At 69.3% G+C, this 22,599-nt stretch carries 21 protein-coding genes and 1 pseudogene; 14 read left to right on the top strand and 8 right to left on the bottom strand.

The window, feature by feature from the left end; genetic code table 11:
- Positions 1 to 329, bottom strand: a pseudogene (locus tag ACH413_RS44100) (fasciclin domain-containing protein); the annotation flags it as partial.
- A gap of 226 nt (positions 330 to 555) precedes the next feature.
- On the opposite strand from ACH413_RS44100, the gene ACH413_RS44105 reads away from it, so the two are divergent.
- The 3 genes from ACH413_RS44105 (at position 556) to ACH413_RS44115 (ending at position 3,182) form a co-directional block, all read left to right on the top strand.
- A complete protein-coding gene (locus ACH413_RS44105) occupies positions 556 to 2,283 on the top strand; it encodes a cytochrome c biogenesis protein DipZ (RefSeq protein ID WP_360038816.1) in 1,728 nt (575 codons plus the stop codon).
- A gap of 14 nt (positions 2,284 to 2,297) precedes the next feature.
- On the top strand, positions 2,298 to 2,618 hold the full coding sequence (gene trxA / locus ACH413_RS44110; protein WP_360038819.1) for a thioredoxin: 321 nt from the start codon (positions 2,298 to 2,300) through the stop codon (positions 2,616 to 2,618).
- 99 nt (positions 2,619 to 2,717) lie between these two features.
- Complete coding sequence (locus ACH413_RS44115) at positions 2,718 to 3,182, top strand: peroxiredoxin (protein WP_360038822.1); 465 nt, start codon at positions 2,718 to 2,720, stop codon at positions 3,180 to 3,182.
- A 5-nt stretch (positions 3,183 to 3,187) separates the two neighbouring features.
- Here the strand turns inward: ACH413_RS44115 and ACH413_RS44120 are convergent, their stop codons facing one another.
- The 3 genes from ACH413_RS44120 to ACH413_RS44130 all read right to left on the bottom strand — a co-directional run bounded on the left by ACH413_RS44120 (position 3,188) and on the right by ACH413_RS44130 (position 6,233).
- Positions 3,188 to 3,748: a dihydrofolate reductase family protein gene (locus ACH413_RS44120; RefSeq protein WP_360038825.1), complete on the bottom strand. Its 561-nt coding sequence runs from the start codon at positions 3,746 to 3,748 to the stop codon at positions 3,188 to 3,190.
- 80 nt (positions 3,749 to 3,828) lie between these two features.
- Positions 3,829 to 5,325: a molybdopterin-dependent oxidoreductase gene (locus tag ACH413_RS44125; protein WP_360038827.1), complete on the bottom strand. Its 1,497-nt coding sequence runs from the start codon at positions 5,323 to 5,325 to the stop codon at positions 3,829 to 3,831.
- An 80-nt stretch (positions 5,326 to 5,405) separates the two neighbouring features.
- On the bottom strand, positions 5,406 to 6,233 hold the full coding sequence (locus tag ACH413_RS44130) for a hypothetical protein (protein WP_360038830.1): 828 nt from the start codon (positions 6,231 to 6,233) through the stop codon (positions 5,406 to 5,408).
- Positions 6,234 to 6,419: 186 nt separating this feature from the next.
- On the opposite strand from ACH413_RS44130, the gene ACH413_RS44135 reads away from it, so the two are divergent.
- Genes ACH413_RS44135 through ACH413_RS44145 form a run of 3 tightly spaced genes read left to right on the top strand, consistent with a single transcriptional unit; the run spans position 6,420 to position 8,555 of the window.
- Complete coding sequence (locus ACH413_RS44135) at positions 6,420 to 6,875, top strand: nuclear transport factor 2 family protein (protein ID WP_360038832.1); 456 nt, start codon at positions 6,420 to 6,422, stop codon at positions 6,873 to 6,875.
- Between the two features lie 33 nt (positions 6,876 to 6,908).
- Entirely contained in the window at positions 6,909 to 7,529 is a 621-nt protein-coding gene (locus tag ACH413_RS44140) for a TetR/AcrR family transcriptional regulator (RefSeq protein ID WP_360038835.1), read from the top strand.
- Between the two features lie 6 nt (positions 7,530 to 7,535).
- The gene (locus ACH413_RS44145; RefSeq protein ID WP_360038838.1) at positions 7,536 to 8,555 is read left to right on the top strand and encodes an NAD(P)-dependent alcohol dehydrogenase; all 1,020 of its coding nucleotides are present in this window, start codon (positions 7,536 to 7,538) and stop codon (positions 8,553 to 8,555) included.
- 41 nt (positions 8,556 to 8,596) lie between these two features.
- Here the strand turns inward: ACH413_RS44145 and ACH413_RS44150 are convergent, their stop codons facing one another.
- Positions 8,597 to 9,880 (bottom strand): RICIN domain-containing protein, encoded by a 1,284-nt coding sequence (locus ACH413_RS44150; RefSeq protein ID WP_360038841.1) that lies wholly within the window; start codon positions 9,878 to 9,880, stop codon positions 8,597 to 8,599.
- A gap of 431 nt (positions 9,881 to 10,311) precedes the next feature.
- Here ACH413_RS44150 and ACH413_RS44155 point away from each other — a divergent pair, with 431 nt between their 5' ends.
- Complete coding sequence (locus ACH413_RS44155; protein ID WP_360038844.1) at positions 10,312 to 11,076, top strand: GAF and ANTAR domain-containing protein; 765 nt, start codon at positions 10,312 to 10,314, stop codon at positions 11,074 to 11,076.
- Here the strand turns inward: ACH413_RS44155 and ACH413_RS44160 are convergent.
- The gene (locus ACH413_RS44160) at positions 11,012 to 12,037 is read right to left on the bottom strand and encodes a hypothetical protein (protein ID WP_360038847.1); all 1,026 of its coding nucleotides are present in this window, start codon (positions 12,035 to 12,037) and stop codon (positions 11,012 to 11,014) included. The two genes, ACH413_RS44155 and ACH413_RS44160, sit on opposite strands and share 65 nt — an antisense overlap.
- A gap of 65 nt (positions 12,038 to 12,102) precedes the next feature.
- Here ACH413_RS44160 and ACH413_RS44165 point away from each other — a divergent pair, with 65 nt between their 5' ends.
- From ACH413_RS44165 to ACH413_RS44175, 3 genes are read left to right on the top strand one after another with little or no spacing between them, the layout of a single operon-like run.
- The gene (locus tag ACH413_RS44165; protein ID WP_360038850.1) at positions 12,103 to 12,573 is read left to right on the top strand and encodes a (2Fe-2S)-binding protein; all 471 of its coding nucleotides are present in this window, start codon (positions 12,103 to 12,105) and stop codon (positions 12,571 to 12,573) included.
- Positions 12,570 to 14,597 carry a molybdopterin cofactor-binding domain-containing protein gene (locus ACH413_RS44170; RefSeq protein ID WP_360038853.1) on the top strand — a complete coding sequence of 676 codons (2,028 nt, stop codon included), beginning with the start codon at positions 12,570 to 12,572 and terminating at the stop codon, positions 14,595 to 14,597. The genes ACH413_RS44165 and ACH413_RS44170 overlap by 4 nt, the downstream gene beginning before the upstream one ends.
- A 26-nt stretch (positions 14,598 to 14,623) precedes the next feature.
- A complete protein-coding gene (locus ACH413_RS44175; RefSeq protein WP_360038856.1) occupies positions 14,624 to 15,091 on the top strand; it encodes a MarR family winged helix-turn-helix transcriptional regulator in 468 nt (155 codons plus the stop codon).
- A 345-nt stretch (positions 15,092 to 15,436) separates the two neighbouring features.
- Here the strand turns inward: ACH413_RS44175 and ACH413_RS44180 are convergent, their stop codons facing one another.
- Positions 15,437 to 16,510 (bottom strand): LacI family DNA-binding transcriptional regulator, encoded by a 1,074-nt coding sequence (locus ACH413_RS44180; RefSeq protein ID WP_360038859.1) that lies wholly within the window; start codon positions 16,508 to 16,510, stop codon positions 15,437 to 15,439.
- A 203-nt stretch (positions 16,511 to 16,713) separates the two neighbouring features.
- On the opposite strand from ACH413_RS44180, the gene ACH413_RS44185 reads away from it, so the two are divergent.
- The 4 genes from ACH413_RS44185 to ACH413_RS44200 are packed head-to-tail and all read left to right on the top strand — an operon-like array spanning position 16,714 to position 21,160.
- Complete coding sequence (locus ACH413_RS44185) at positions 16,714 to 17,970, top strand: extracellular solute-binding protein (RefSeq protein WP_360038862.1); 1,257 nt, start codon at positions 16,714 to 16,716, stop codon at positions 17,968 to 17,970.
- A 9-nt stretch (positions 17,971 to 17,979) separates the two neighbouring features.
- Positions 17,980 to 18,900 carry a sugar ABC transporter permease gene (locus tag ACH413_RS44190; protein WP_360038865.1) on the top strand — a complete coding sequence of 307 codons (921 nt, stop codon included), beginning with the start codon at positions 17,980 to 17,982 and terminating at the stop codon, positions 18,898 to 18,900.
- A 4-nt stretch (positions 18,901 to 18,904) separates the two neighbouring features.
- Positions 18,905 to 19,792, top strand: a complete 888-nt coding sequence (locus ACH413_RS44195; protein WP_360038868.1) for a carbohydrate ABC transporter permease — start codon at positions 18,905 to 18,907, stop codon at positions 19,790 to 19,792.
- Between the two features lie 18 nt (positions 19,793 to 19,810).
- The gene (locus ACH413_RS44200; protein ID WP_360038871.1) at positions 19,811 to 21,160 is read left to right on the top strand and encodes a GH1 family beta-glucosidase; all 1,350 of its coding nucleotides are present in this window, start codon (positions 19,811 to 19,813) and stop codon (positions 21,158 to 21,160) included.
- On the opposite strand, the gene ACH413_RS44205 is transcribed toward ACH413_RS44200, so the two are convergent.
- On the bottom strand, positions 21,138 to 22,505 hold the full coding sequence (locus tag ACH413_RS44205) for an alpha/beta hydrolase (protein ID WP_360038874.1): 1,368 nt from the start codon (positions 22,503 to 22,505) through the stop codon (positions 21,138 to 21,140). The two genes, ACH413_RS44200 and ACH413_RS44205, sit on opposite strands and share 23 nt — an antisense overlap.
- Positions 22,506 to 22,599: the final 94 nt, after the last annotated feature.

The raw sequence follows: 22,599 nt of genomic DNA on the forward strand, positions 1-22,599 counted from the left end.
TTGACCTTCGGGTTGAGCTTGCCGGACACGGCGTCGACCAGCGTCTTGAGCAGCGGGTTGTTCGACGCGGCGACGGCGACCGGGTCAGCGGCCATGCCGCTCACGGAACCCGCGCCGGACGGAACCTGCTTCGCGTAGTCGGCACAGCCCGGACCGACGAGGTCCTTGGCCGGGTCGGCCATCGCGGCGGACGAGGTCGCGGTCGAGGTGGGCGCGGCACTGGACGAGGTACCACTGCTGGCCATGTCACCCGAGCCGCACGCCGCGCCGAACAGGGCGAGCGAGACGGCGCCGACGGCCAGGACGGTGTTGCGGACGGTCTTGTTCATGACAGGACATCTCCAAGGGTGTTCGGTCGGTTGCTGGTGATTCGCCACCCCGGGGGGAACGGATGGGTGTGGTTATCGATCCGTTACCGAACAATCCGGAAATCACGCCCCACCAGGCAAAACGTCCCGATCATCCACAGTGGACAGCAGCGGTGGCCAATCCGGCCGCGGGCCGGCGCCGAATCAGCGACATCACGCAGTTCCGTCAACCCGAGTAGGGCCCCACATGTTGACCCTCGCACTGATCGGTCTGATCGGCGGCCTGGTCACCGGTATCTCACCGTGCATCCTGCCCGTCCTTCCCGTCATCTTCTTCTCCGGCGGCACCCAGAGCGCCCGTGCGACGGACTCCGGCACAGGCGCGGTGGCCGTGGCGACCAAACCGGCCTCCCGCACCAGGCCCTACCTCGTCATCGCCGGACTCGTCGTCAGCTTCAGCCTCGTCACCCTGTTCGGATCGCTGCTGCTCACCGTGCTCAACCTGCCGCAGGACGTCCTGCGCTGGGGCGGCATCGTCGTGCTCGTCCTGATCGGCATCGGCCTCATCGTGCCGCGCTTCGAACAACTGCTGGAAAAGCCGTTCAGCTGGATCCCGCAACGCAACCCGGACGCGACCCGCGGCGGTTTCACCCTCGGCCTGGCCCTGGGCGCTGTCTACGTGCCCTGCGCGGGCCCTGTGCTGGCCGCCATCACCGTCGCCGGTTCCACCGGCCGGATCGGCACTGAGACCGTGGTGCTGACGCTCACGTTCGCCGTCGGTGCGGCGATCCCGCTGCTGATCTTCGCGCTCGCCGGGCGCCGGGTCGCCGAGCGGGTGCGGTCGTTCCGCAAGCGTCAGCGCGGTATCCGCATCACCGCGGGCGTTGTCATGATCGCGCTGGCGTTCGGGCTGGTGTTCAACCTGCCGCAGCTGCTGCAGCGGGTGATCCCGGACTACACGAGTTCTTTGCAGGACAAGGTGAACAACTCCGAGCAGGTCAAGCGGGCGCTCAACCTCGGCGGGCTGGTCAACGACCAGAACAAGGACCTCGACAAGTGCTCCGACGGCGCACCCGAGCTGGAGAGCTGCGGCACCGCGCCGGACATCACCGGCATCCAGCAGTGGATCAACTCCCAGCCGCAGGAGCTGAAGTCGTTGCGCGGCAAGGTCGTGATGATCGACTTCTGGGCCTACTCCTGCATCAACTGCCAGCGCTCCATCCCGCACATCGTCGCGTGGGACAAGGCCTACCGCGACGCCGGCCTGCAGGTCATCGGCGTCCACTCCCCCGAATACGCGTTCGAGAAGGAACCGGCGAACGTCGAGGCCGCGGCCAAGAACTTCGGCATCACCTACCCCGTCGCCCTCGACAACAACCTCGGCACCTGGACCAACTACCGCAACCGCTACTGGCCCGCCCACTACCTCATCGACGCCCAGGGCACCGTGCGGCACATCAAGTTCGGTGAAGGCGACTACCAGGTGACGGAGAAGCTGATCAGGCAGCTGCTGACCGACGCCAACCCCGAAACGAAACTCCCCGCCGCCACCGAACTGCAGGACGACACCCCCGTCGTCGGAGACATCACCCCCGAGACCTATCTCGGCTCCACCAAGCGCGTGAACTTCGCCGGCACCGAGGACTACACCAGCGGCGAGAAGGCCTTCCAGTTCCCCGACAAGCAGGGCACCGACAGCTTCGCCCTGGCCGGCGCCTGGAAACTCGACACCCAGTCCATCACGCCCACCGGCGACTCCGGGCAGATCAAGCTCAACTACCGCGCCAAGGAAGTCCGGATGGTGCTGTCCGGCAAGGGAACCGTCACCGTCCAGAACGGCGGGCAGACCAAGACCGTCCAGGTCGACGGAACCCCGAACTCCTACCAACTCCTTGCCACACCGACGATCCAGGGCGGCTCGCTCACCGCGACCGTCGGCCCCGGCGTCCAGGCCTTCTCCTTCACCTTCGGATGATCAGGAACACCACCATGACACTCGCTGACGTCACCACCGACTCCTTCGACACCGACGTCCTCGGCGCGGACAAGCCCGTACTGGTCGACTTCTGGGCACCCTGGTGCGGTCCCTGCAAGCAACTGAGCCCGGTCGTCACCGGCATCGCCGAGGAACACCAGGCCAAGATCTCCGTCGTGAAGGTCGACATCGACGCCCATCCCGACATCGCCGTCCGCTACAGCGTTCTCAGCATCCCGACGCTGATGCTGTTCTCCGGCGGACAGCCCGTCGCGACCCTCACCGCACCGCGCAAGCGCGCCGACATCGTCAAGGCGCTCTCCACCTGGCTCTGAACACCAGCAGAGACGACTCGACCCCGATGGCCTCGCGGCATCGGGGTCGAGTCGTGCCGGGAGACCAATCCGCGGTGCTCCCGGCATCGAAGAACGGCTGTGAAACGAGGAGACACCGCCCCGGACTTCATCCTGCCCGACGACAACGGCGATCCCCGCACGCTGTCCGGCTTCCTGGACTCCGGCCCGGTCGTGCTGTTCTTCTACCCGGCCGCGATGACCGGCGGCTGCACCGCGGAGAGCTGCCACTTCCGCGACCTGGCGAAGGAGTTCGGCGAAGTCGGCGCCCACCGGGTCGGGATCAGCCCGGACTCCGTGCGCAGGCAGCGCGAGTTCGCTGCCACCAACGGCTTCGGCTACCCGCTGCTGTCCGACGTGGACGGTGCGGTGGCGAAGCGGTTCGGCGTCTGGCGGCGCTTCAGCCCCCTGCACGCGAAGCGGCACACGTTCGTCATCGACACCGACCACCGGATCCTGGAAGTGATCAAGAGCGAGCTGAAGTTCACCGTGCACGCCGACACCGCTCTCGCAGTGCTGCGAGAGCGTGCGGCGAACGACGCCTAGGGCGCTCAGCGCCTCTCGTACCTGGTGAGGACCGTCCCGCCGGGAAACGTCCGCGTCTCCACCAGGTTCAGGTTCACCCCGCCGTCCAGCGTGCCGAAGAACGACTTGCCGCCGCCGACCAGGACCGGATGGGTGACGATCTCGTACTCGTCGACCAGGCCGGCCCGCATGGCCGCCCCGGCCAGCGTCGCACCACCGACCCTCATCGGACCGCCGTCCCCGGCCTTGAGCCGGGTGATCTCGGCGATCGCGTCGCCGGCCACCACGCGGGTGTTCCAGTCGGCCTCGCCGATCGTCGAGGAGAACACCACCTTCGGCGTGTCCCGCCAGTTCCGCGCGAACTCGATCTCCGCCGCGGTGGCACCCGGCCTCTGGTCACCTGTCGGCCAGTGGGAACTCATCATCTCCCAGAGCCCGCGCCCGTACAGGAACAGGTCGATCGCCTGTTCCTGTACGAGCCACCACTGGAACAGCTCGTCACTCGACACGCCCCAGTTGATGTCGCCGTCTTCGGCGGCGACGTAGCCGTCCACGCTCAGGTTCATGCCGTAGATCAGTTTGCGCATGGCGCCATCCTTCCGTCAGCCGGTCTGAGACGTGTGGACAGGCGCGCCGCGCGAAACTCATCGGTGCGAGCTCACCCGCGTCAGCCGACCGAGGTGAAGACCATCGAGTGCCAGCCAGTCGCGCCGTCCGGAATGGGAGCGGCGCGCTCGTTGGTCTGGGTGTAGCCCTTCCGGTCGGTGGCGCGGCATTCCACGGTGTGGTTACCGGGCTTCAGATCCAGCTCGATGCGCCACATCCGCCAGGTGTCGACGTTGACCTCGGTGCTCAGCGTGGTCTTCTGCCACGGCCCGCCGTCGACGCGGACCTCGACGCCGTCGATGCCGGTGTGCTGGGCCCAGGCGATGCCCGCCACGACGAACCTGCCCGCCGGCACCCGCTCGAAGGACTTCGGCCGGTCCACTCTGGACATGACCTTGACCGGCGCCTTCTTCCCCCAGCCGCGCTGCGCCCAGTACGGGTCGAACGCGTCGAAGGTGGTGAGTTCCATGTCCACCAGCCACTTCGTGGCGGAGACGTACCCGTAGAGACCCGGCACGACCATGCGCACCGGGAAGCCGCGCTCCAGCGGCAACGGCTCACCGTTCATCCCGAGTGCCAGCATCGCGTTCGATCCGGGCGCCATGATCGACTCGACCGGCGTGCCGCACGTCCAGCCGTCCACGCTGCGCGTCGCGAGCTGGTCGGCACCGGGCCGCACGCCGGCGTCCCGCAGCAGGTCGGGCAGGGAGACGCCGATGAAGTTCGACGTGGAGATGTACGGCCCGCCGACCTCGTTGGACACGCACACCAGCGTGATGGTCTTCTCCACCATCGGACGCCGCAGCAGGTCGTCGTAGGTGAGCACCATCTCGTTGTCCACCATGCCGTGCACCCGCATGCGCCAGTCCTCCGCTCGCAGGCGAGGCACGGTGAGCGCGGTGTCGACCCGGTAGAACTTGTCGTTCGGCGTCAGGAAGGTCGGTGTGCCCTCGCGGGAGAAGTCGGCGTCGAACGGGATCTCCGGCGCGGTCTCCCTGGGCCGCAGCTTGATGCCGCGCCGGGAGGCCTCGACGTCCACACGTCCGGCGAGCAACTGCCCGCCCAGCCCCGCGAGACCGGCACCCGCCGCGATCGCCGCCGTCGACAACAGGAACTTCCTCCTCCCCTGCACCACCACCGGCGCCTGGGACCACAACCAGCGGAACGCCGCGACCCCGACGACGAGACTGGCCAGCGGTGCGATCACCGACCACGCGGTCGTGGTCGGCCTGGCCAGCACGGCGGCGATCCCCAGCAGTCCGAGCACACCGGCGAGGGCGGTGCCGGGCCAGGGACTGCGGCGGGACAGCAGCCCCGCCACCACACCCAGTGCGGCCAGCACGACCGCCATGCCGCCGAGCAGCACCAGCTTGTCGTTCTCGCCGAACGTGCGGACGGCGAAGTCCTTGACCGGGTGGGGCGTCAGGTCGATCGCGGTGTTCCCGACCGCGAGGAACGGCGAGGCCAACGGGCTCACCAGTCCCGCGACGAGGTGTCCAGCCGCCAGCGCCGCGGCCACCGACACCAGGCCGATGAGGATCGTTCGTGTTGCCTTCACGCGAGTGGTTCGGAGCCGATCGCTCACCAGATTGGCTGACGAGCGTCGCCCACCGTTCGTGGTGGGCGACGCTCACGCCGTCACGGCTTGGTCAGCCGCACCAGGAACCCGTCGTGGTCGGTGTGGCTCATGCCGTACTTGGAGGTGCTGACGAACGCGATGTCGTTGGAGAACACCACGTGCTGCACGTCGTTGTCCCCCTTGCGGATGTGGCCGGGAGGAACGCAGTTCTGCGCGTTCTCCGGATCGGAGGTGTCGTACTCCAGGTTGAAGTCACCGCCGACGATCGTCTTCCCCGTCACTCCCTCCGCCGCCCGGATCTGCGGGATGGCGTCGAACAGCAGGGACCGGCACTGCGCGAGGGCGACCGGTTCGCTGCTGGCCGACAGATGCGTCGCGCATCCCAGGTGGTCGCCGATCGCGTACACGCACGCGTACGTCCGCTGCTCGTTGCCGCCGTCCTGGCTTGCGTACCTGCCGCTGTACGTCTTCACGCCCTGGTAGTTCGCCGCCGCCACGCGACCGATCACGGCGTTGCCGTAGTCCTGACCGTTGGCGCACTTCACCGGCGCGCCGGTGTCCCGCCGCAGGGCGGGCGCGAAGTACGAGTACACCCGATCTCCCGGCCACGCCCTCTCGAGCGACGGCACCAGGTAGTTGGGCAGGTCGTTGGCGCAGATCTCGTTGAGCGTCACCATGTTCGGGCGCAGCCGGGCGATCAGGTCGCCGCCCTCGATGATCGATCGGCCCTGCGCGTAGCAGCTCACCCCGGCAACGCCGCTGTTGCACAGGTTCAGCTGGAGCTCCCAGAACCGTTCCGCGGCCGCCGCGGGCGCCGCCGAGGGGACCAGCATTCCCAGCCCGAACGCCGCCGCGATCGCCAGAACCGCCGCACTTCGTCGACTCATTCGTCCTCCGTTGATGGAGTCCCCCACACGTGGCGTCCCGCTCCGGCCCATCCCCGCAGCGATCCGCCACCGTCGTTCTACACGGCGCGGGTGCCGCCCGGAGCCGGATCGAGGGTTCCCGGTTGCCGTTTACGACAACCTGTCGTAATCTTTTGCGACAGGTTGTCGTAAAAGTCAGGAGTCACCGTGAGCACGCTCGAAGATCGCGCCGAACTCGTCGAACTGATCAGCCACTACGCCGACATCGCGGACCTGAAGGAGTTCACGACCCTGCCCGGCCGGGTCTTCACCGACGTGCTCACGCTCGACTTCGAGTCCGTGACGGGCATGCCGGTGATGACGGTCCCGCTGAGCGACTACGTCGAGGCCCTCCGCGCCAGCTTCGCGCCGTTCAAGGCGACGCACCACGCCATCACCGGTCACGTGGTCGACCTCGACGGCGACACCGCGAAGATCCACGCGCACGTCCGCGCCGAGCACTGGCTGCCGGACGGACTCGCGGCCGCTCCCTGGCTGGTCGTCGGCTTCTACGACAACGAGGCGGTCCGCACGCCGGAGGGCTGGCGGCTCACCCGTGTCAAGCTGACCGCGATCCACCAGGAGAACCAGCCGACGATGCCGGACGTCGCGCCCGCGCGGTAGCGGACGGTTCCCACGACCGAGGAGAACGATCAGATGCCGCGGATTCGCGCCGCCACCATCGAGGAACACCACGAGATGGTGTGGGCGGACCTCACCGAGGCGCTGCGGCACCTGCTGCTCGAACGCGACTACGAGTCGATCACCATGGGCCACATCGCTGCCCAGGCGGGACTCGCGCGCAACACCCTCTACAACTACGCCGCCGACAAGCGCACGCTGGTCCTGGAACTCGCCCGGCGGGCGAGCCGTCCCCTGGCCGAGCAGGTGGCCTCGATCGCCGCGCGCTCACCGGAACCGGCCGCGGACCGGCTGCGGGAGATCGTCGAGGCGATCCTGTCGGCGTCCACGAACCACGCCATGCGGCTGATGTTCCTGCCGAACTCCGGCTCGCTGGTGGCCGAACTGCCGGACGGGCCGGACAACCCGTTCACCGCGCTCGTGGTCCAGGTGGAGGACGTCGTCCAGGACGGGCTCTCCAGCGGTGAGTTCCACGGCGTCGACGACGTGCGGCTCACCGTGGAACTGCTGTCCGGGGCGATGCGCGCGGGCATCGACCGCATCAGCCGGGATCCGGCCGCCCTCCCGGCCACGATCCGCGCGGCGCAGGAGATCGTCCTCGCCTCCATGACCCTCGGCCCTCCGAAAGGAACCTGACGTCGCATGAAGGTCCACGCGTTCGCGGCACACGAAGCCGGCGCACCTCTGCTGCCCTACGCGTACACGGCGGAACCGTTGGGGCCCAACGAGGTCGACGTCCGCGTGACGCACGGGGGAATCTGCCACACCGACCTGGCCGCGATCGACGACGAGTGGGGACTCGGCCGGTTCCCCGCCGTGGCCGGGCACGAGGTGGTCGGCGAAGTGGTGGCCGTCGGTGACGCCGTGAATCCCGATGCCCTGCCCATCGGACAGCGGGTCGGCGTCGGCGCCCTCGCGGGATCCTGCTTCCACTGCGACTGGTGCCTCAGCGGCCGGACCAACCTGTGCCCCCGCCGCGACGCCCTCGTCCTGCGCGGCGACCGCGGCGGGTTCGCCGACCACGTCCGGGCGAGCGACTGGCGGCACGTCCACCCGATCCCCGACGGGATGCGGTCCGAGCACGCCGCGCCACTGCTCTGCGCGGGCACCACGGTGTTCTCACCGCTGCTGGCCAACGGGGTCCTGCCCACGCATCGCGTCGCGGTGGTCGGCATCGGCGGCCTGGGCCACCTGGCCCTCCAGTTCCTGTCCAGGTGGGGCTGCGCCGTCACCGCGATCTCGACGACATCGGACAAGCGAGCCGACGCCGAACGCTTCGGCGCCACGGACTTCATCGCCTCCCGCGAGCCGGGAGCGCTGCGAGCGGCGGCAGGCTCGTTCGACTTCGTCCTGTCCACCGTCTCCGCCGACCTGCCGTGGGACGACTACCTCGCGATCCTGAGCCCTCAGGGCCGGCTGTGCGTCGCGGGCATCCCCACGCACCCCGTCACCCTGTCCGCCCTGGGCCTGGTGTCCGAGGCGAAGGCGGTCGTCGGCGGCATCGTCGGAACTGTGGCCGAGACCCGGCAGATGCTCGGCTTCGCCGCCCGTCACGACATCCGGCCCGAGGTGGAGACGTTCGCGGCCGCGGACTTCGAGCGGGCACTCGACCGCGTCCGCGAAGGCAGCGTGCGGTACCGGGCGGTCGTCGAGTTCGCCTGACGTGCTCCGGGCCTCGCCGGCCCGGAGCACGGTCGTGCGGGTCAGGCGACGCGGAACGACTGCGCCGCGCCGCCGTTGCACGCCGCCTGCACCAGCTGCACCTCGTCCGCGGCCGAACCACCGGGGACGGTCAGGCACTTCCCGCTGTGCCGGGCGACCAGGTGGTAGTAGCCGCCGCCTTCGGAGACCGTCTGCCACTGCTGGTTGTTGCCGCCGCCGTACGTCCACAGCTGCACGGCCGCGTTGTCGGCGAGCGACACCCCGGACACGTCCAGCACCAGCGCGGCGTTCGTGCGGTTGTTGACGCGCGTGTAGCCGCCGCTGGTCGCCTGGAACTGGAACTGCTGCGCGGTGGTCCCGTTGCAGGAGTACTGCTGGATCACCGTGCCGTTGCTCGATCCGGCGGCCCTCGCGTCGACGCACTTGCCGTTCACCTTGCTGACCACGGGGTACCAGGCGGCGGGGTCGATGCCACCGGGGTCGCCCGTGCCGCCACCGCCGAGGCCGCGCAGCCCGTCGAGGATCAGCTTGTTCTGCTGTGCGCTCTCAAATGTCGACGACAGCGCGGTGTCCGTGGCGTAGTTCATCTTGTTGTGGCCGAAGTTCGCGTACAGCATCCGGTAGTTCTTGTTCGTCCAGATGATCGGATAATCCCCGGAGTACCAGATCTCGCCGGGGTTGTCGCCGACCGGGAACGTCGACTGGTCCAGCGACGCCAGCACTGTGATGTTCGGGTTCTGCCGGATGTTCTTCTCCCACGCGTACCACTCGCTGGCCGACGACAGGATGGTGTCCGGCAGGTTCGCGGTGGCCGGGTTGCCCTTGTTCTCGATCCGCAACGTCTCGGCGGTCGGCGCCCAGCTGTTGTCGGCGAGGTGGCCGGAACCGAGGAAGTCGTAGTGGTACCAACGGGTGTAGGCCTGGTCACCGGAGTCGGAGTAGGCCGAGACGTGGAAGCCGAAGAACGCGCCGCCGGCGTCGAGGTAGCGCTTGAAGCCCTCGTACTGCTGCTGCGTGTGCGGCTTGTCGTCGAGGAACATCACGACCTGGTACTGGCCGGGCGTGATGGTGGTGAGCAGGTTCCAGTCCTTGGTCGCGGTGTAGGTGAACCCGTTGGCCGCGGACTGCTGCGGGAACCACACGTTGGCCTCGCGCTGGAAACTGCGGTGCGCCTGGTCCTGCGCCTCGCTGTAGAAGGCGAGGACCTTGAACGGGGCTGCGGCCTCGGCCTGCGGCATGACGGCCGCGGGACCGGCGACCAGAGCGGCCGCCGCGACGGCGGCGGCAAGCGCTTTCCAGGCACGCGTGAAGAAGCCTCTGGGCATGGGGGTTCCTTTCCGGTACGGCAGGGAGGGCACCGGGCGACCGACACTCGGATTAAGGCACAGCGGGAGCCAGGTGGTCCAGACCTCTGCGTGCCGATACCGCGACCGGGAACGCGACCGCGCCGTGTCCGCGAACCGAGGTGGTCCGCACCGTGTGAGCAGGGCTGCGGCGGGGTACTGACAAAACGCCGAACACGCGCGTGTTCGCACCGGAGGACCGCCCTCGGGTGGTCCGGCCGGCGTCGGCACGGGACGTTGAGACCTTGCAGCGACCCGCCGCCGGCGCCGGTTCCAGTGCGTCCGTTCCGGACCGCGCGTTGCCCGTGGCCGTACGATGCGCTGAACGCGCGTCAAGCAGCTGGCGCCCGTGGACACTCCACAGAGCGACGAAGGGGCGCCGCGGCATGGCGGACTACGTGCAATCAGGATCGGTGAGATCGGTCGACGGCGAACGCCCCGATCCGGTCGTGCGCCTCGACGAGACCACCGAGGCGCTGACACAGCTGCACGACGCCTTCACCGGCGAGGAGTCGATCGAGGACGCGTTGCAGCGGGTCGCGGAGACCGCGGCCAGGGCCGTGCCCGACGCCGACGCGGTCACCGTCTCCGTGGTCACGGACGACAAGCCGCACACGGCGGCGGCCACGGACCAGCGGCTCGTCGAGCTCGACCAGAAGCAGTACGACTCCGGTCGCGGGCCGTGCCTGGATTCAGCGCTCAACCTGACGCCCGTGCGCGCGGTGATCGGCGAGCACCGCGATTCGTGGCCCGAGTTCGAGGCCGCTGCTGAGAAGGCCGGAGTGCGCGCGTACCTGTCGGTGCCGGTCGTGCTGCCGGCCTCGGACGACGCCGAGGCGCGGCACATCGGCACGCTCAACATCTACAGCTACACGGCGGCGGCCTTCGACCCGTTCGACGAAGGCCTCATGCGGCTGTTCACCACGGCCGCGTCCGCCTCGATCACCAGCGCCCAGCGGTGGCGGCACTCGCAGGGCCAGGTCCGGCAACTGGAGCGGGCCCTGGGGTCGCGCGCCGTGATCGACCAGGCGAAAGGTGTGCTGATGGCGGTGCACACGTGCACCGCCGACGACGCGTTCGCGCTGCTCGTGGCGGAGTCGCAGCGGCTGAACGTCAAGCTCCGCGACGTGGCGGCGAAGCTTCTGGAGTCGGTGTCGCAGCCGGACGAGCCAGCCTGACGCCCGCCCAGATCAGCAGGGCGAGCACCGCCACCAGCAGGTACTCGATCAGCGGGATCCGCACGACCTCGTCGATCCTGCCGAGCCCTCGCCAGGAGTAGACGGCGAGGGCGGCGACCACGTACGTGCCGCCGATCCACCACCTCACTCCCCTGCTGAGCCCGACGCCGTGCATCTGGGTGAGCACGAAGATCGCCACGAACCCGAAGAAGAACATCGGCCACATCCCGTTCGGGCCGGAGTTCATCACCGCGACAAGCGTGCCGTGCGCGGCCACGAGCAGCTCCAGGGTCAGCGTCCACCAGCGGTTCGTGTGGGATGTCGTGAACATCAGACTGCTCTGCACGAGCAGCAGGAACATGTAGAAGAACCCGATGAGGTGCCCACTCGAGGACTCCATCGGGTGGTACCAGAACGTGTAGATGGCGGCCCAGCTGAACAGGTAGCCGTGGTAGCGGCGGGCGAACCCGACGACCTGCGCGGAGATCGGCGCGGACCAGGTCAGCACGAGGCCGCGGCGGCGGTTCTCCATCAGCAGGACGACCACGAGCAGCAGGACGACGGAGCCCTGCGAGCTGAAGATGGAGACGTCCTGGGCGAGGCCGTCGTAGAACACCTGCGTCTGCAGGGCGTGCAGGCCGACGAACGCGCCGTTCGCGGCGAGGGCGACGACGTTGAGGCGGTGCAGGCCGGTGGTGTAGCGCCGGACCCTGGTCTGCGCGTAGTAGATCAGGCCCCACGACACGAGCTGGTGCGCCGCGTAGCCCAACCAGGCGGACGCCCTGGTCCAGAAGGTCGGATCCGGCAGCTTCCAGTAGTACCAGGAGGCTCCCTGGTCGGGCAGCAACGCGATGCCGTGCAGCCGTTGACCCAGCACCCACACCAGGCCGGTGAGCAGCGCGCTCGCCACCACACCCCACACCAGAACACCCCGACCGGGCCGCCGCAGATCGTTCAGCATGCTGAGCATTATGCACGGTCTGTCGTGATACGTTCAGCGCACTGAGCAAATCAGGAGGCAGCGCGGTGGCCCGATATCTGTTGCGCGTCAACGGTGAACGGCACGAGGTGGACGTCGAGGGCGACACTCCCCTGTTGTGGGTGTTGCGGGACGAGCTGGGGCTGACGGGGGTCAAGTACGGGTGCGGGGTCGGCCTGTGCGGTGCCTGCACGTCCCATGTGGACGGTCAGGCCGCGCGGCCCTGCGTGCGCACCGCCGCGGACAGCGCGAAGGCCCGGATCACGACGATCGAGGGGCTCTCGCGCGACGGGGACCACCCGGTGCAGCGGGCGTGGCGGGAGCTCGACGTGGCGCAGTGCGGCTACTGCCAGCCCGGCCAGGTCATGGCCGCCGCGGCGCTGCTCGCCCGTGATCCGGACCCGGACGACGCGGCCATCGACGAGGCCCTGCGCGACAACGTGTGCCGGTGCGGCACCTATCACCGCATCCGCGACGCCGTGCGCCGCGCGAGCCGGATCATGCGGGAGGAACGATGATCAGCAGGCGGACGTTGCTGCGCGGCGCGGGAGTCGGCGCGCTGGTCGTCGCGGTGCCGGTGCCCGCGCTCGCGGCCGAGGGCCTCGTGCCGAACGTGTTCGTGCGGCTGGACGACGCGGGCCGGATCACCGCGACCGTGCCCCGGCCGGACACCGGTCAGGGCGTGCGGACCGTGGTCGCGCTGATGGTCGCCGAAGAACTCGCGGTCGAGGCCGGCGACATCAAGCTGGAGCAGGCGCACGGCGACACCGAACGCTTCGGCTCGCAAGGTGTCGCCAACTCGACGTCCGTGCGCCAGCTCTCCACCCCGATCCGCACGGCCGCCGCGACCGCGCGCTGTCTGCTCGTCACCGCCGCCGCGCAACGCTGGCGCGTGCCGGTCAGCGAGTGCACGGCGAAAGACGGAGCCGTGCGCCATCCGCGCCGGGGCCGGCTGCCGTACCGGGCGCTCGTGCGCGGCGCCGCGGCTCTCGATCCCGCCACCGTGCCCGTCGAGCTCACGCCGCCGGAGAAGTGGCGGTTGCTGGGCAAGACCCGGGGCGGCCGGGTCGACGCCCGCGACGTCGTCACCGGCCGCGTCCGCTACGGCATCGACTCCCGGCCTCCCGGTGGGATGGTCGCGGTCGTGGCGCGGCCGCCGTGGATCGGCGCGGTGCCCGACACGATCGACGACACCGCGACCCGAGCCCTGCCCGGCGTGGTCGACGTCCTGACGCTCACCGCGCCCGCCGAGGGGCAGGGTGGCGTCGCGGTGATCGCCCGGTCGACCCACCAGGCGTTGCGGGGACGTGACGCGCTGCGGATCACCTGGCGCGGCGGCACACCCGGCGCGGACAGCCGCGCGTGGCTCGCCGATCTGCACTCGGCGTTGCCCGCGCAGAGCCCGATCAACGGCCTGCAGCGGGTCTATCAGATGCCGTTGCTCGCGCACGCGCCGATGGAACCGATGAACGCCACCGCCCACGTTCGTCCGGATGGCGTGACCATCTGGGCGCCGACGCAGGACCCCGGCAGCCTGCGCACCCAGCTGGCGCGCCAACTCGGCCTGCCCGCCACGGCGGTGCGGGTGGAGACGGCGGCGTCCGGTGGCGCGTTCGGGCGGCGCATCGAGCCTGATCCGGTGCTGGAGGCGGTGGCCTGCTCACGACGCGCGGGCGCCCCCGTCCAAGTGCTGTGGACTCGTGCCGACGACATGCGCAACGACTCCTACCGGCCGATGTCGGTGCACAGGATGTCCGCGGAGATCGGCGCCGACGGCCTTCCCGTCCGCAGGGCGCACGAGGTCGTCACCTGGCCGCTGACCGTCCTGCCCATCTTCTCGAACCCCGCCCTGATCAAGGCGAGCGGCGACCACTTCCCCTACACCGTGCCGGGCGACGTCACGGTCACCGTGCGGCCCGCGCCGCTGCGCACCGGGTTCTGGCGGTCCGTCTACGCGGGGCAGTTCCTCTACGCGGAGGAGAACTTCCTGAGCGAGATCGGCACGAGGTCCGGCCTCGACCAGGTCGCGCTCCGCCGGACGCTGCTGCCCGCGGGCTCCCGGCTGCACAAGGTGCTCGACACCGTCGCCGACCGCGCCCGCTGGAGCACACCGCCCGCCCCTGGCACTTCGCGGGGCGTGGCCTGCCTGGAGGAATACGGTTCCGCGATCGCCGTGATCGCCGTCGCCGAACCGGGCTCGCGCCGGGTGCTGCGCGTGCACGCGGCCGTGGACGTCGGCGTGGCACTGCACCCGTCCGGGGTCCGCGCCCAGGTGGAGGGCTGCGTGGCCGACGCACTGTCCACTGTGCTCGGCGCGCAGATCACCGTCCGGGAAGGACACGTCGCGGAGTCGTCGTTCGGTGACTACCGGTGGGCGCGGATCAACCAGACACCCGACATCGACGTGACGATCGTGCCGTCGACCGCTCCGCTCGGCGGCCTCGGTGAACTCGCCTACCCGCCGGCGGCCGCGGCCATCGCGGCGGCGCTCGCGGGCGACACGCCGGTGACGGGCATGCCGTTCGGGACCGACGTGGGGTGATCGGGTGGGTCTGGGATGATGGCGCCGTGGCCGAAGGAGACGAGCCGGCGGTGCCAGACCGCCCGGACCAGGTGGACGTCGACTCCTGGCCGACCGGCAGGCTCCTGTCGGTCGCGGCGCGCGTGGTCGAGAAGCGCTTCGAGGACTTCCTTGCGGGCCGCGGCCTCACCCACGCGGGCATGATCACCCTGCACCACCTCGCCGACGGCCCGCGTTCCCAGCGCGAGCTCGCCGTGCTGTGCCGGGTCACGGACCAGACCATGAGCCGCACCATCGAACACCTCGACCGCGGCGGCCACGTAGTGCGCAGCCAGGACCTGCAGGACCGCAGGCGCACGTCGGTGAAGATCACCCCGGCAGGCCGCCGCGCCCTCGCCGCCGCCCGCCGCGAGGAACGCGAGTCCGACACGCTGCTCGGCGCCGTCGACGACTACGAACACTTCCGGCAGCAGCTGATCGCCCTCATCGCGGCCGCGACGTCCACAAGGGACTAGCGGCCCGTCTGCGGCCGAATCCACGCTCGGCAGGACACGCCCGACCACGCACCAGCCCGGCAGCGCTCAGACCACGCCGCCAACACGCTCCGCAGGAACCCCTGATCACCAGCAGGGCCGGCAACACTCGAGCCACCCGACCAACCGGCCCCGCAGCAACCCTCAACCACTCGCCGGGCCGGCAACACTCACGCCACCCGACCAACCGGCCCCGCAACAACCCTCGACCACCAGCAGGGCCAGCAACGCTCGCGCCACCCGACCAACCGGCCCCGCAGCAACCCTCGACCACCCGCCGGGCCAGCAACACTCGAGCCACCCGACCAACCGGCCCCGCAACAACCCTCAACCACCCGCAGGGCCAGCAACACTCACGCCACCCGACCAACCGGCCCCGCAGGAATCCCTGACCACCAGCTGGGTCGGCAGCACCACGGGCTCCTCGCGCCCGGCACCGGTGATCATGGCCATGATCGTCTTCGCCGCCGCCACCCCGAACCCCGGCTTGTCCTGCGCCACCGTCGTCAGCGCCGGGTCGACCACCGAGGCGATCTCGATGTCGTCGAACCCGACGAGCGCCAGGTCCTGGGGCACGCGCAGGCCGGCGGCACGGGCGCCGAGCAGCGCGCCGACCGCCATCTCGTCGCTGGCCGCGAAGACCGCGGTGGGCGGCTCGTCCAGCGCCAGAAGCCGGTGCAGGGCAGCGGTTCCGCTCGCCCGGTAGAAGTCGCCCGCGACCACGTAGTCGTCGCGCGGCTCGACGCCCGCCTCCCGCAACGCCTTGCGGTAGCCCGAAACACGGGCCTCGGAGGGCTGGTTGCCCAGCGGGCCGGTGATCGTGGCGATCCGGGAGTGGCCGAGACCGACGAGGTGCTGGACGGCCGACCGTGCGCCGCCCTCGTTGTCCGACGTCACGTACGTGGCACGCGGTCCGTCGACGGCCACGTCCAGCGCGACGCACGGAAATCCGGACTGCGCGAAGGCTTCGAACGCGGCGGCGTCCGAACCGCTGTCGATCAGGACCAGCCCGCCGAGGTGGTGGCGGCGGGTCATGTTCACGTAACCGACCGGGTCCGCGAGCGACGCGCCGACCTCGCGCGAGTCGCCGCTGGTCGCGAGCATCAGCAGGTGGTAGCCGTGCGCGCTGAGCGCGGACTTCAGCCCTATCAACAGGTCCTGCAGGTACGGGTGCCGCCAGCCGGGCCTGCGGTGGTCGGTGTCCCAGACCAGGCCGATCATCGTCGACTGCTTCGTCGACAACGCCCGCGCGGACTCGTTCGGCCGGTAGTCCAGCTCCTTCGCGACGCGCAGCACGCGTTCACGCGTTTCCTCGTTCACCGTTTCCGGCTGGTTGAAGACGCGCGACACCGTCGCCACGGACACGCCGCAGAGCTGGGCGATCTCTCGCCCGGTCGCCATCGGACCTCCCGATTTACCGTAAGCGGTTACATAGACCCTACGAGCAGCACTTCCCCTAGTCAAACGGGTGCCGAAGTTGATCTGTTTATCATCTCGTTACTTGACGGACACCGCGTAACACCGCTGTCATTGGCGCCACACACCTTCTCCACGAAGCACTTCTTCTGCTTCAGCGCGCCCAAAAACCAACGGAGGCCTGGAAAATGCGCCCCAAAGCACTCGCCATCGGCTGCGTCGCGCTGGCGACCGCCATGGTGCTCAGCGGTTGCGGCAGCGACACCGCGTCCGGTGGCAAGACGAAGCTGACCATCGGCCTGTTCGGCAACTTCGGCTACGCCGAGCTGCTCAAGGAGTACGCGAGCACGCACCCGGACGTCGAGATCACCGACCGCACCGCCTCCTACTCCGACCACCACAAGAACCTCGCCGCGCACCTCGCGACCAACAGCGGTGCGGCGGACATCGAGGCGGTCGACACGGGGTACGTCAACCAGTTCAAGGCCACGCCGGACAAGTTCGTCGACCTCAACACGAAGGGCGGCGGCGAGCTCAAGGACCGTTGGCTGGCCTGGAAGTGGGAAGCGTCGCTGAGCAAGGACGGCAAGCAGATCGGGTACGGCACCGACATCGGCGGCCTGGCCATCTGCTACCGCCGCGACCTGCTGCAGAACGCCGGGCTGCCCGCCGACCGCGACCAGGTCGCGGCGCTGTGGCCGACCTGGCAGGACTTCATGGCCGCCGGCAAGACGTTCCAGGCCAAGGCCCCCGAGGGCGTCAAGTGGTTCGACGGCGGCCCGACCGTACTCAACGCGATCGTCGGCCAGGCCTCCACCGGCTACTACGACAAGACCGACAAGATCGTCGTGGGTGACAACAAGGAGATCAAGGCGGGCTGGGACCTCGTCGTCGACGGCGTGCAGTCCGGCCTGTCCTCGAAGCTCCTGTACTCCACGCCGGTCTGGAACACGGGCTTCAAGCAGGGCCAGTTCGCGACCGTGACCTGCCCTGCCTGGCAGATGGCCAAGATCAAGGACCAGGCCGGACCGGAGGCCGCCGGCAAGTGGGACGTCACCTCCGTGCCCGGCGGTGGCGGCAACTGGGGCGGCTCGTACCTCACGGTTCCCAAGGCGGGCAAGAACGTCGACAAGGCCGTGGAGCTGGCGGCCTGGCTGACCGCGCCCGAGCAGCAGGCCAAGGTGTTCAAGAGCGCCGGGCTGCTGCCGTCGATCCCGAAGCTGTACGACGACCCGTCGATCGTCGACTACAAGAACCCGTACTTCAACGACGCGCCGATCGGCAAGCTCTTCACCGACGCGGCCAAGAAGCTCAACCCGCAGTACCAGGGGCCGAAGGCAGGCGACATCCAGACCGCGATCGGCAACGCCATGCAGCGCGTCGAACAGGGCAAGCAGAACGGCGAGGACTCGTGGCGCCAGTTCGTCGGCGACGTCCAGAAGTGACGAGCTGACATGGTCCTGATCGACAAGACGGCCAGAAGGCACCGCTGGGACACGAAGTTCGCGCCGTACGGGTACGTGGCGCCCTACTTCCTGATCTTCGGTGTCTTCGGGCTGTTCCCCCTGCTCTACACCGTCTGGGTCTCGCTGCAGGACCGCAACCTGCTCGAGTCCGACGCGGCGAGCCTCGTCTGGTTCGACAACTACGCGGCGCTCATGGCGGACCCGTACTTCTGGAACGCCATGGGCAACACGCTCAGCCTGTGGCTCCTGACGACGGTGCCGCAGATCCTGTTCGCGCTCTTCATCGCACAGTTGCTCAACCGCAAGGTCCGCACGCGCACGCTGTTCCGGATGGGCGTCATCCTGCCGAACATCACCTCGGTGGCGGCGGTGACGATCATCTTCGCGCAGCTGTTCGGCCGGGACTTCGGCCTGATCAACTGGGTACTGGAGCTGTTCGGCGTGGGTCACATCGACTGGCAGGCGGGCACGGCGTCCTCGCACATCGCGATCGCCGTGATGGTGGTGTGGCGCTGGACCGGCTACCACGCGCTGATCTTCCTGGCTTCCATGCAAGCGATCCCGTCGACGTTGTACGAAGCGGCCACTTTGGACGGCGCGAACGGGCGGCAGCAGTTCTGGCGGATCACCGTGCCGTTGCTGCGGCCGCAGATCATCTTCTCCACGATCATCGCGACCACCGGCAACATGCGGCTGCTCGCCGAACCGCTGCTGTTCAACCCCGGCGCCGCGGCCGCGACCGGCGGCTCCGACCGGCAGTTCCAGACCGCCGCGCTGTACCTGTACGAGCAGGGCTTCACGAACTACGACTTCGGCTACAGCTCGGCGATCGCCGTCGTGCTGGCCATCGCCACGGTGATCGTCGCCGGTCTCGGCTACCTGGTGACCAAACGGATCCGGACGGAGTGACCCCATGACCGCTGTGCTGGAACGTCCCGCGCCGGTGCGGCCCACCGGCCCCGCGGGGCGGGCGCGCAGACTGGCCCGTCGCGTGGCCGGGCCGTGGACGTACGCCGGGCTGATCGCGATCCTGGCCGGATCGGCCTTCCCGGTGTACTGGTCGTTCGTGGTGTCCTCGCAGACACCGGACGCGATCGACAGCGTGCCGCCCGTCCTGGTGCCGGGCGGCCACCTCTTCGCGAACATCGCGCGCGTCTTCGACACCACCGACTTCGCGCTGGCGCTGATGAACTCGATCGTGGTGGCGGGCACGGTGACCGTCTCGGTGGTGCTGTTCTCCACGCTGGCCGGCTTCGCGTTCGCCAAGCTGAAGTTCCGCGGCCGCAACGTGTTGCTGCTGCTCATCATCGGCACGCAGGCGATCCCGACCGAGCTCGGCATCATCCCGCTCTACATGATGATGAGCGAGTTCGGCTGGGCCGGCGAGATCCACGCCGTGATCGTGCCGGGGCTCGTGACCGCGTTCGGCGTGTTCTTCATGCGGCAGTACTTCGAACGGGCGATCCCGGACGAGCTGCTGGAGGCAGGCCGGATGGACGGGTGCCACTCGCTGCGGCTGTTCTGGCACGTCGCGCTGCCCGCGGCGCGTCCTGCCGCGGCGGTGCTCGGGCTGTTCACGTTCATGCAGGCGTGGAACGACTTCTTCTGGCCGCTCGTGGTGCTGGTGCCGGAGAACCCGACCGTGCAGACCGCTCTGTCCACTTTGGCCAGCGGCTACACCACCGACTACACGCTCGTGCTGACCGCCGCGACGATCGGCACGGTGCCGGTGTTGCTCGTGTTCCTGTTGTTCGGCCGCCAGATCGTCGGCGGCATCATGTCGGGTGCCGTCAAGGGCTGACCTTCTTTGGAGACTGTTGTGAGTTTTCCGGCCGGCTTCCGCTGGGGCGTGGCGACCTCGGCCTTTCAGATCGAAGGGGCGGCCAGGCTCGACGGCCGCGGTCCGTCCATCTGGGACACCTTCGCGCAGGTGCCCGGCGCCGTCGCGTCCGGCGACACCGGGGACGTGGCGGCGGACCACTACCACCGCTGGGCCGAGGACGTGCGGCTTCTCGTCGACCTCGGCGTCGACGCGTACCGGTTCTCGGTGTCGTGGTCGCGGATCCTGCCGGAGGGCACCGGACGGATCGAGCAGCGCGGCCTCGACTTCTACCGGCGACTCGTGGAGACGTTGCAGGACAACGGCGTCGAGCCGTTCCTGACCCTGTACCACTGGGACCTGCCGCAGGCGCTGGAGGACCAGGGCGGATGGCGCAACCGCGACGTCGCGCACCGGTTCGCCGACTACGCCGCTCTGGTGCACGAGGCGCTCGGTGACGTCGTCACCAAGTGGACCACGCTGAACGAGCCGTACTGCTCCTCGGTCGTGGGCTACGGCGAAGGTCGTCACGCACCTGGCGCGCGCGAAGGCCACGGCTCACTGGCGGCGGCACATCACCTGTTGCTGGGGCACGGACTCGCGGTGCAGGCCATGCGCGCCAACGGCACCGGCGGCGAGTTCGGCATCGTGCTGAACCAGTCCCCCACCGTGCCGGTCAGCGACTCCCCCGCCGACGTCGCCGCGGCGAGCCGGCAGGACTGCCTGCTGCGGCGGCAGTTCACCGACCCGCTGTTCGGTTCGGCGTACCCGGACGAGATGACGTCGATGTTCGGCGAGATCAGCGACTTCTCGTTCCGGCACGACGGCGACCTGGCGATCATCGGTCAGCCGCTGGACTACGTCGGCCTCAACTACTACTACCGGCTGCACGTCGCCGACGCGCCGCACCGCGAACCCGACCCGGCCAAGCGCACGGCCCACGACATCGGCGTCGACACGACCCAGCTCCCGGACGTCCCGCGCACCGGCATGGGCTGGCCCGTCGAACCCGCCGGGCTCACGTTCGCGCTGACCGATCTCAAGGCACGGCACCCCGGCCTGCCGCCGGTCTACGTCACGGAGAACGGCTGCGTCTACCCGGATTCGGAGGGCTTCGAGGACACCGAACGCATCTCGTACCTGCGTGACCACATCGCGGCAGCGCAGGCCGCGGAGGTGGATCTGCGCGGCTACTTCTGCTGGTCACTGCTCGACAACTTCGAGTGGGCGCACGGCTACAAGCACCGGTTCGGCCTGATCCACGTCGACTACCAGACGTTGCAGCGCACGCCGCGTGCCAGCTACCACTGGTACCGCTCGTTCATCACTACGGCACGGCAGGACAGCTGACCGCTGGCGTCCTCAGGTCGAGCAGGTAGGCGTCGACGTTGGCCCGTGTGCAGGCGCTGCGGGGGTAGGCGATGTGGCCCCAGCCCTCGTAGGTCAGCAACGCGGTGTTGCGCGGCGCCTGCCGTTTGATGTTGACGGCCCACTCGTACGGCGTCGTCGGGTCGTGTTTCGCGCTGAGGACCAGGATCTTCGGCGCGTCACCGATGTCGAGGCGGTGGGGCGGGTTGGCGGGCGGTCCGGGGACACCGACGCACGCGGTGGCCTCGTCGTGGCCGAGGAGGTTGCCGCGCATGATCGGTGAACGGCGCAGCTCCTCGGCCCGCAGCCGTTCGTAGTCCCGGAAGTTCCGGACGCGCAGCGAGAAGTCCTGGCAGACGGTGGCGAGCCGGACGGACTCGTAGTTGGGTTCGAAGGCCTGGGTCCGCAGCGGCCGCCCGGCGATCAGGTCGGCGGCCCAGAGCCAGTCGGGGCCGCGCAGCGCGAAGTACATGGAGTCGATCAGACCCTGCCGCCCTCCCTGCTCGCCGTCGGCGCGGACGAGTGCCGCCTCCCAGGCCGCTCTCACGTCCTGTCCGTGCAGCACGCAGTCGGTCGAGCTCTGGCACCAGTTCGCGAACTCGCGGAACGAGTCGTCCGCGGCGGCCGCCCGGTCCCCGACGAACCGCTGGGCGTCGACGCTGTGGTCGACCACGCTGTCGAGGACCATCGCGCGGACCTTGCCGCCGAACCTCTCGGCGTACATCTGCCCGAACACCGTGCCGTACGACAGCCCGAAGTAGCTGATCTTCCGCTCGCCCAGCGCCCGCCGCGCCGCGTCCATGTCCTGCGCGATCGCGGCGCTGTCGGCGTGGTCGAAGATCGGCCCGCTGCGCGCACGGCACTTCTCGAGCACGTTCTTGTTGTGCGTGAGCAGCGCGGCGAACCCGGCCTCGTCCTGCGGGTAGGTCGACGGCTGCCCGTCCATGAGGTCGGCGCAGCGCAACGGGAGGCTGTTCCCGGTGCCGCGCGAGTCGATGCCGACGATGTCGAACCTGGCCCGGACCTCCTGGCTGAACAGGCCGGAGAGCGCGAACTCGGCCGCCGATCCCCCAGGACCACCGGGGTCGACCATCAGCACGCCCACCCGCCGTGCCGGATCGGTGGCGGCGTGCCGTGCGATCGCGATTCCGATGCGCGGGCCATTCGGCTTGTTCCAGTCCAACGGGACGTTCAGCGTCCCGCACTCGCCTTCCGGGTTGTCCTGGCACGCCGCCCACACGATGGACCGCTCAGGTTCGGCATGTGCCGTTACTGCTGATTGCACCAGGACCACGGCTGCGACCGATGTCGCCAGTGCCCGCCTCACCGACCGCACGATGCCCCCTCCGGCGTTGCAGTGGAGCGGCCCACCTTAACGAGATTCACCCGACATGGTGACCTGTCGACTTGCGTCGTTTCTG

The organism is Lentzea sp. NPDC020367, assembly GCF_044387305.1.
GTDB lineage: Bacteria > Actinomycetota > Actinomycetes > Mycobacteriales > Pseudonocardiaceae > Lentzea.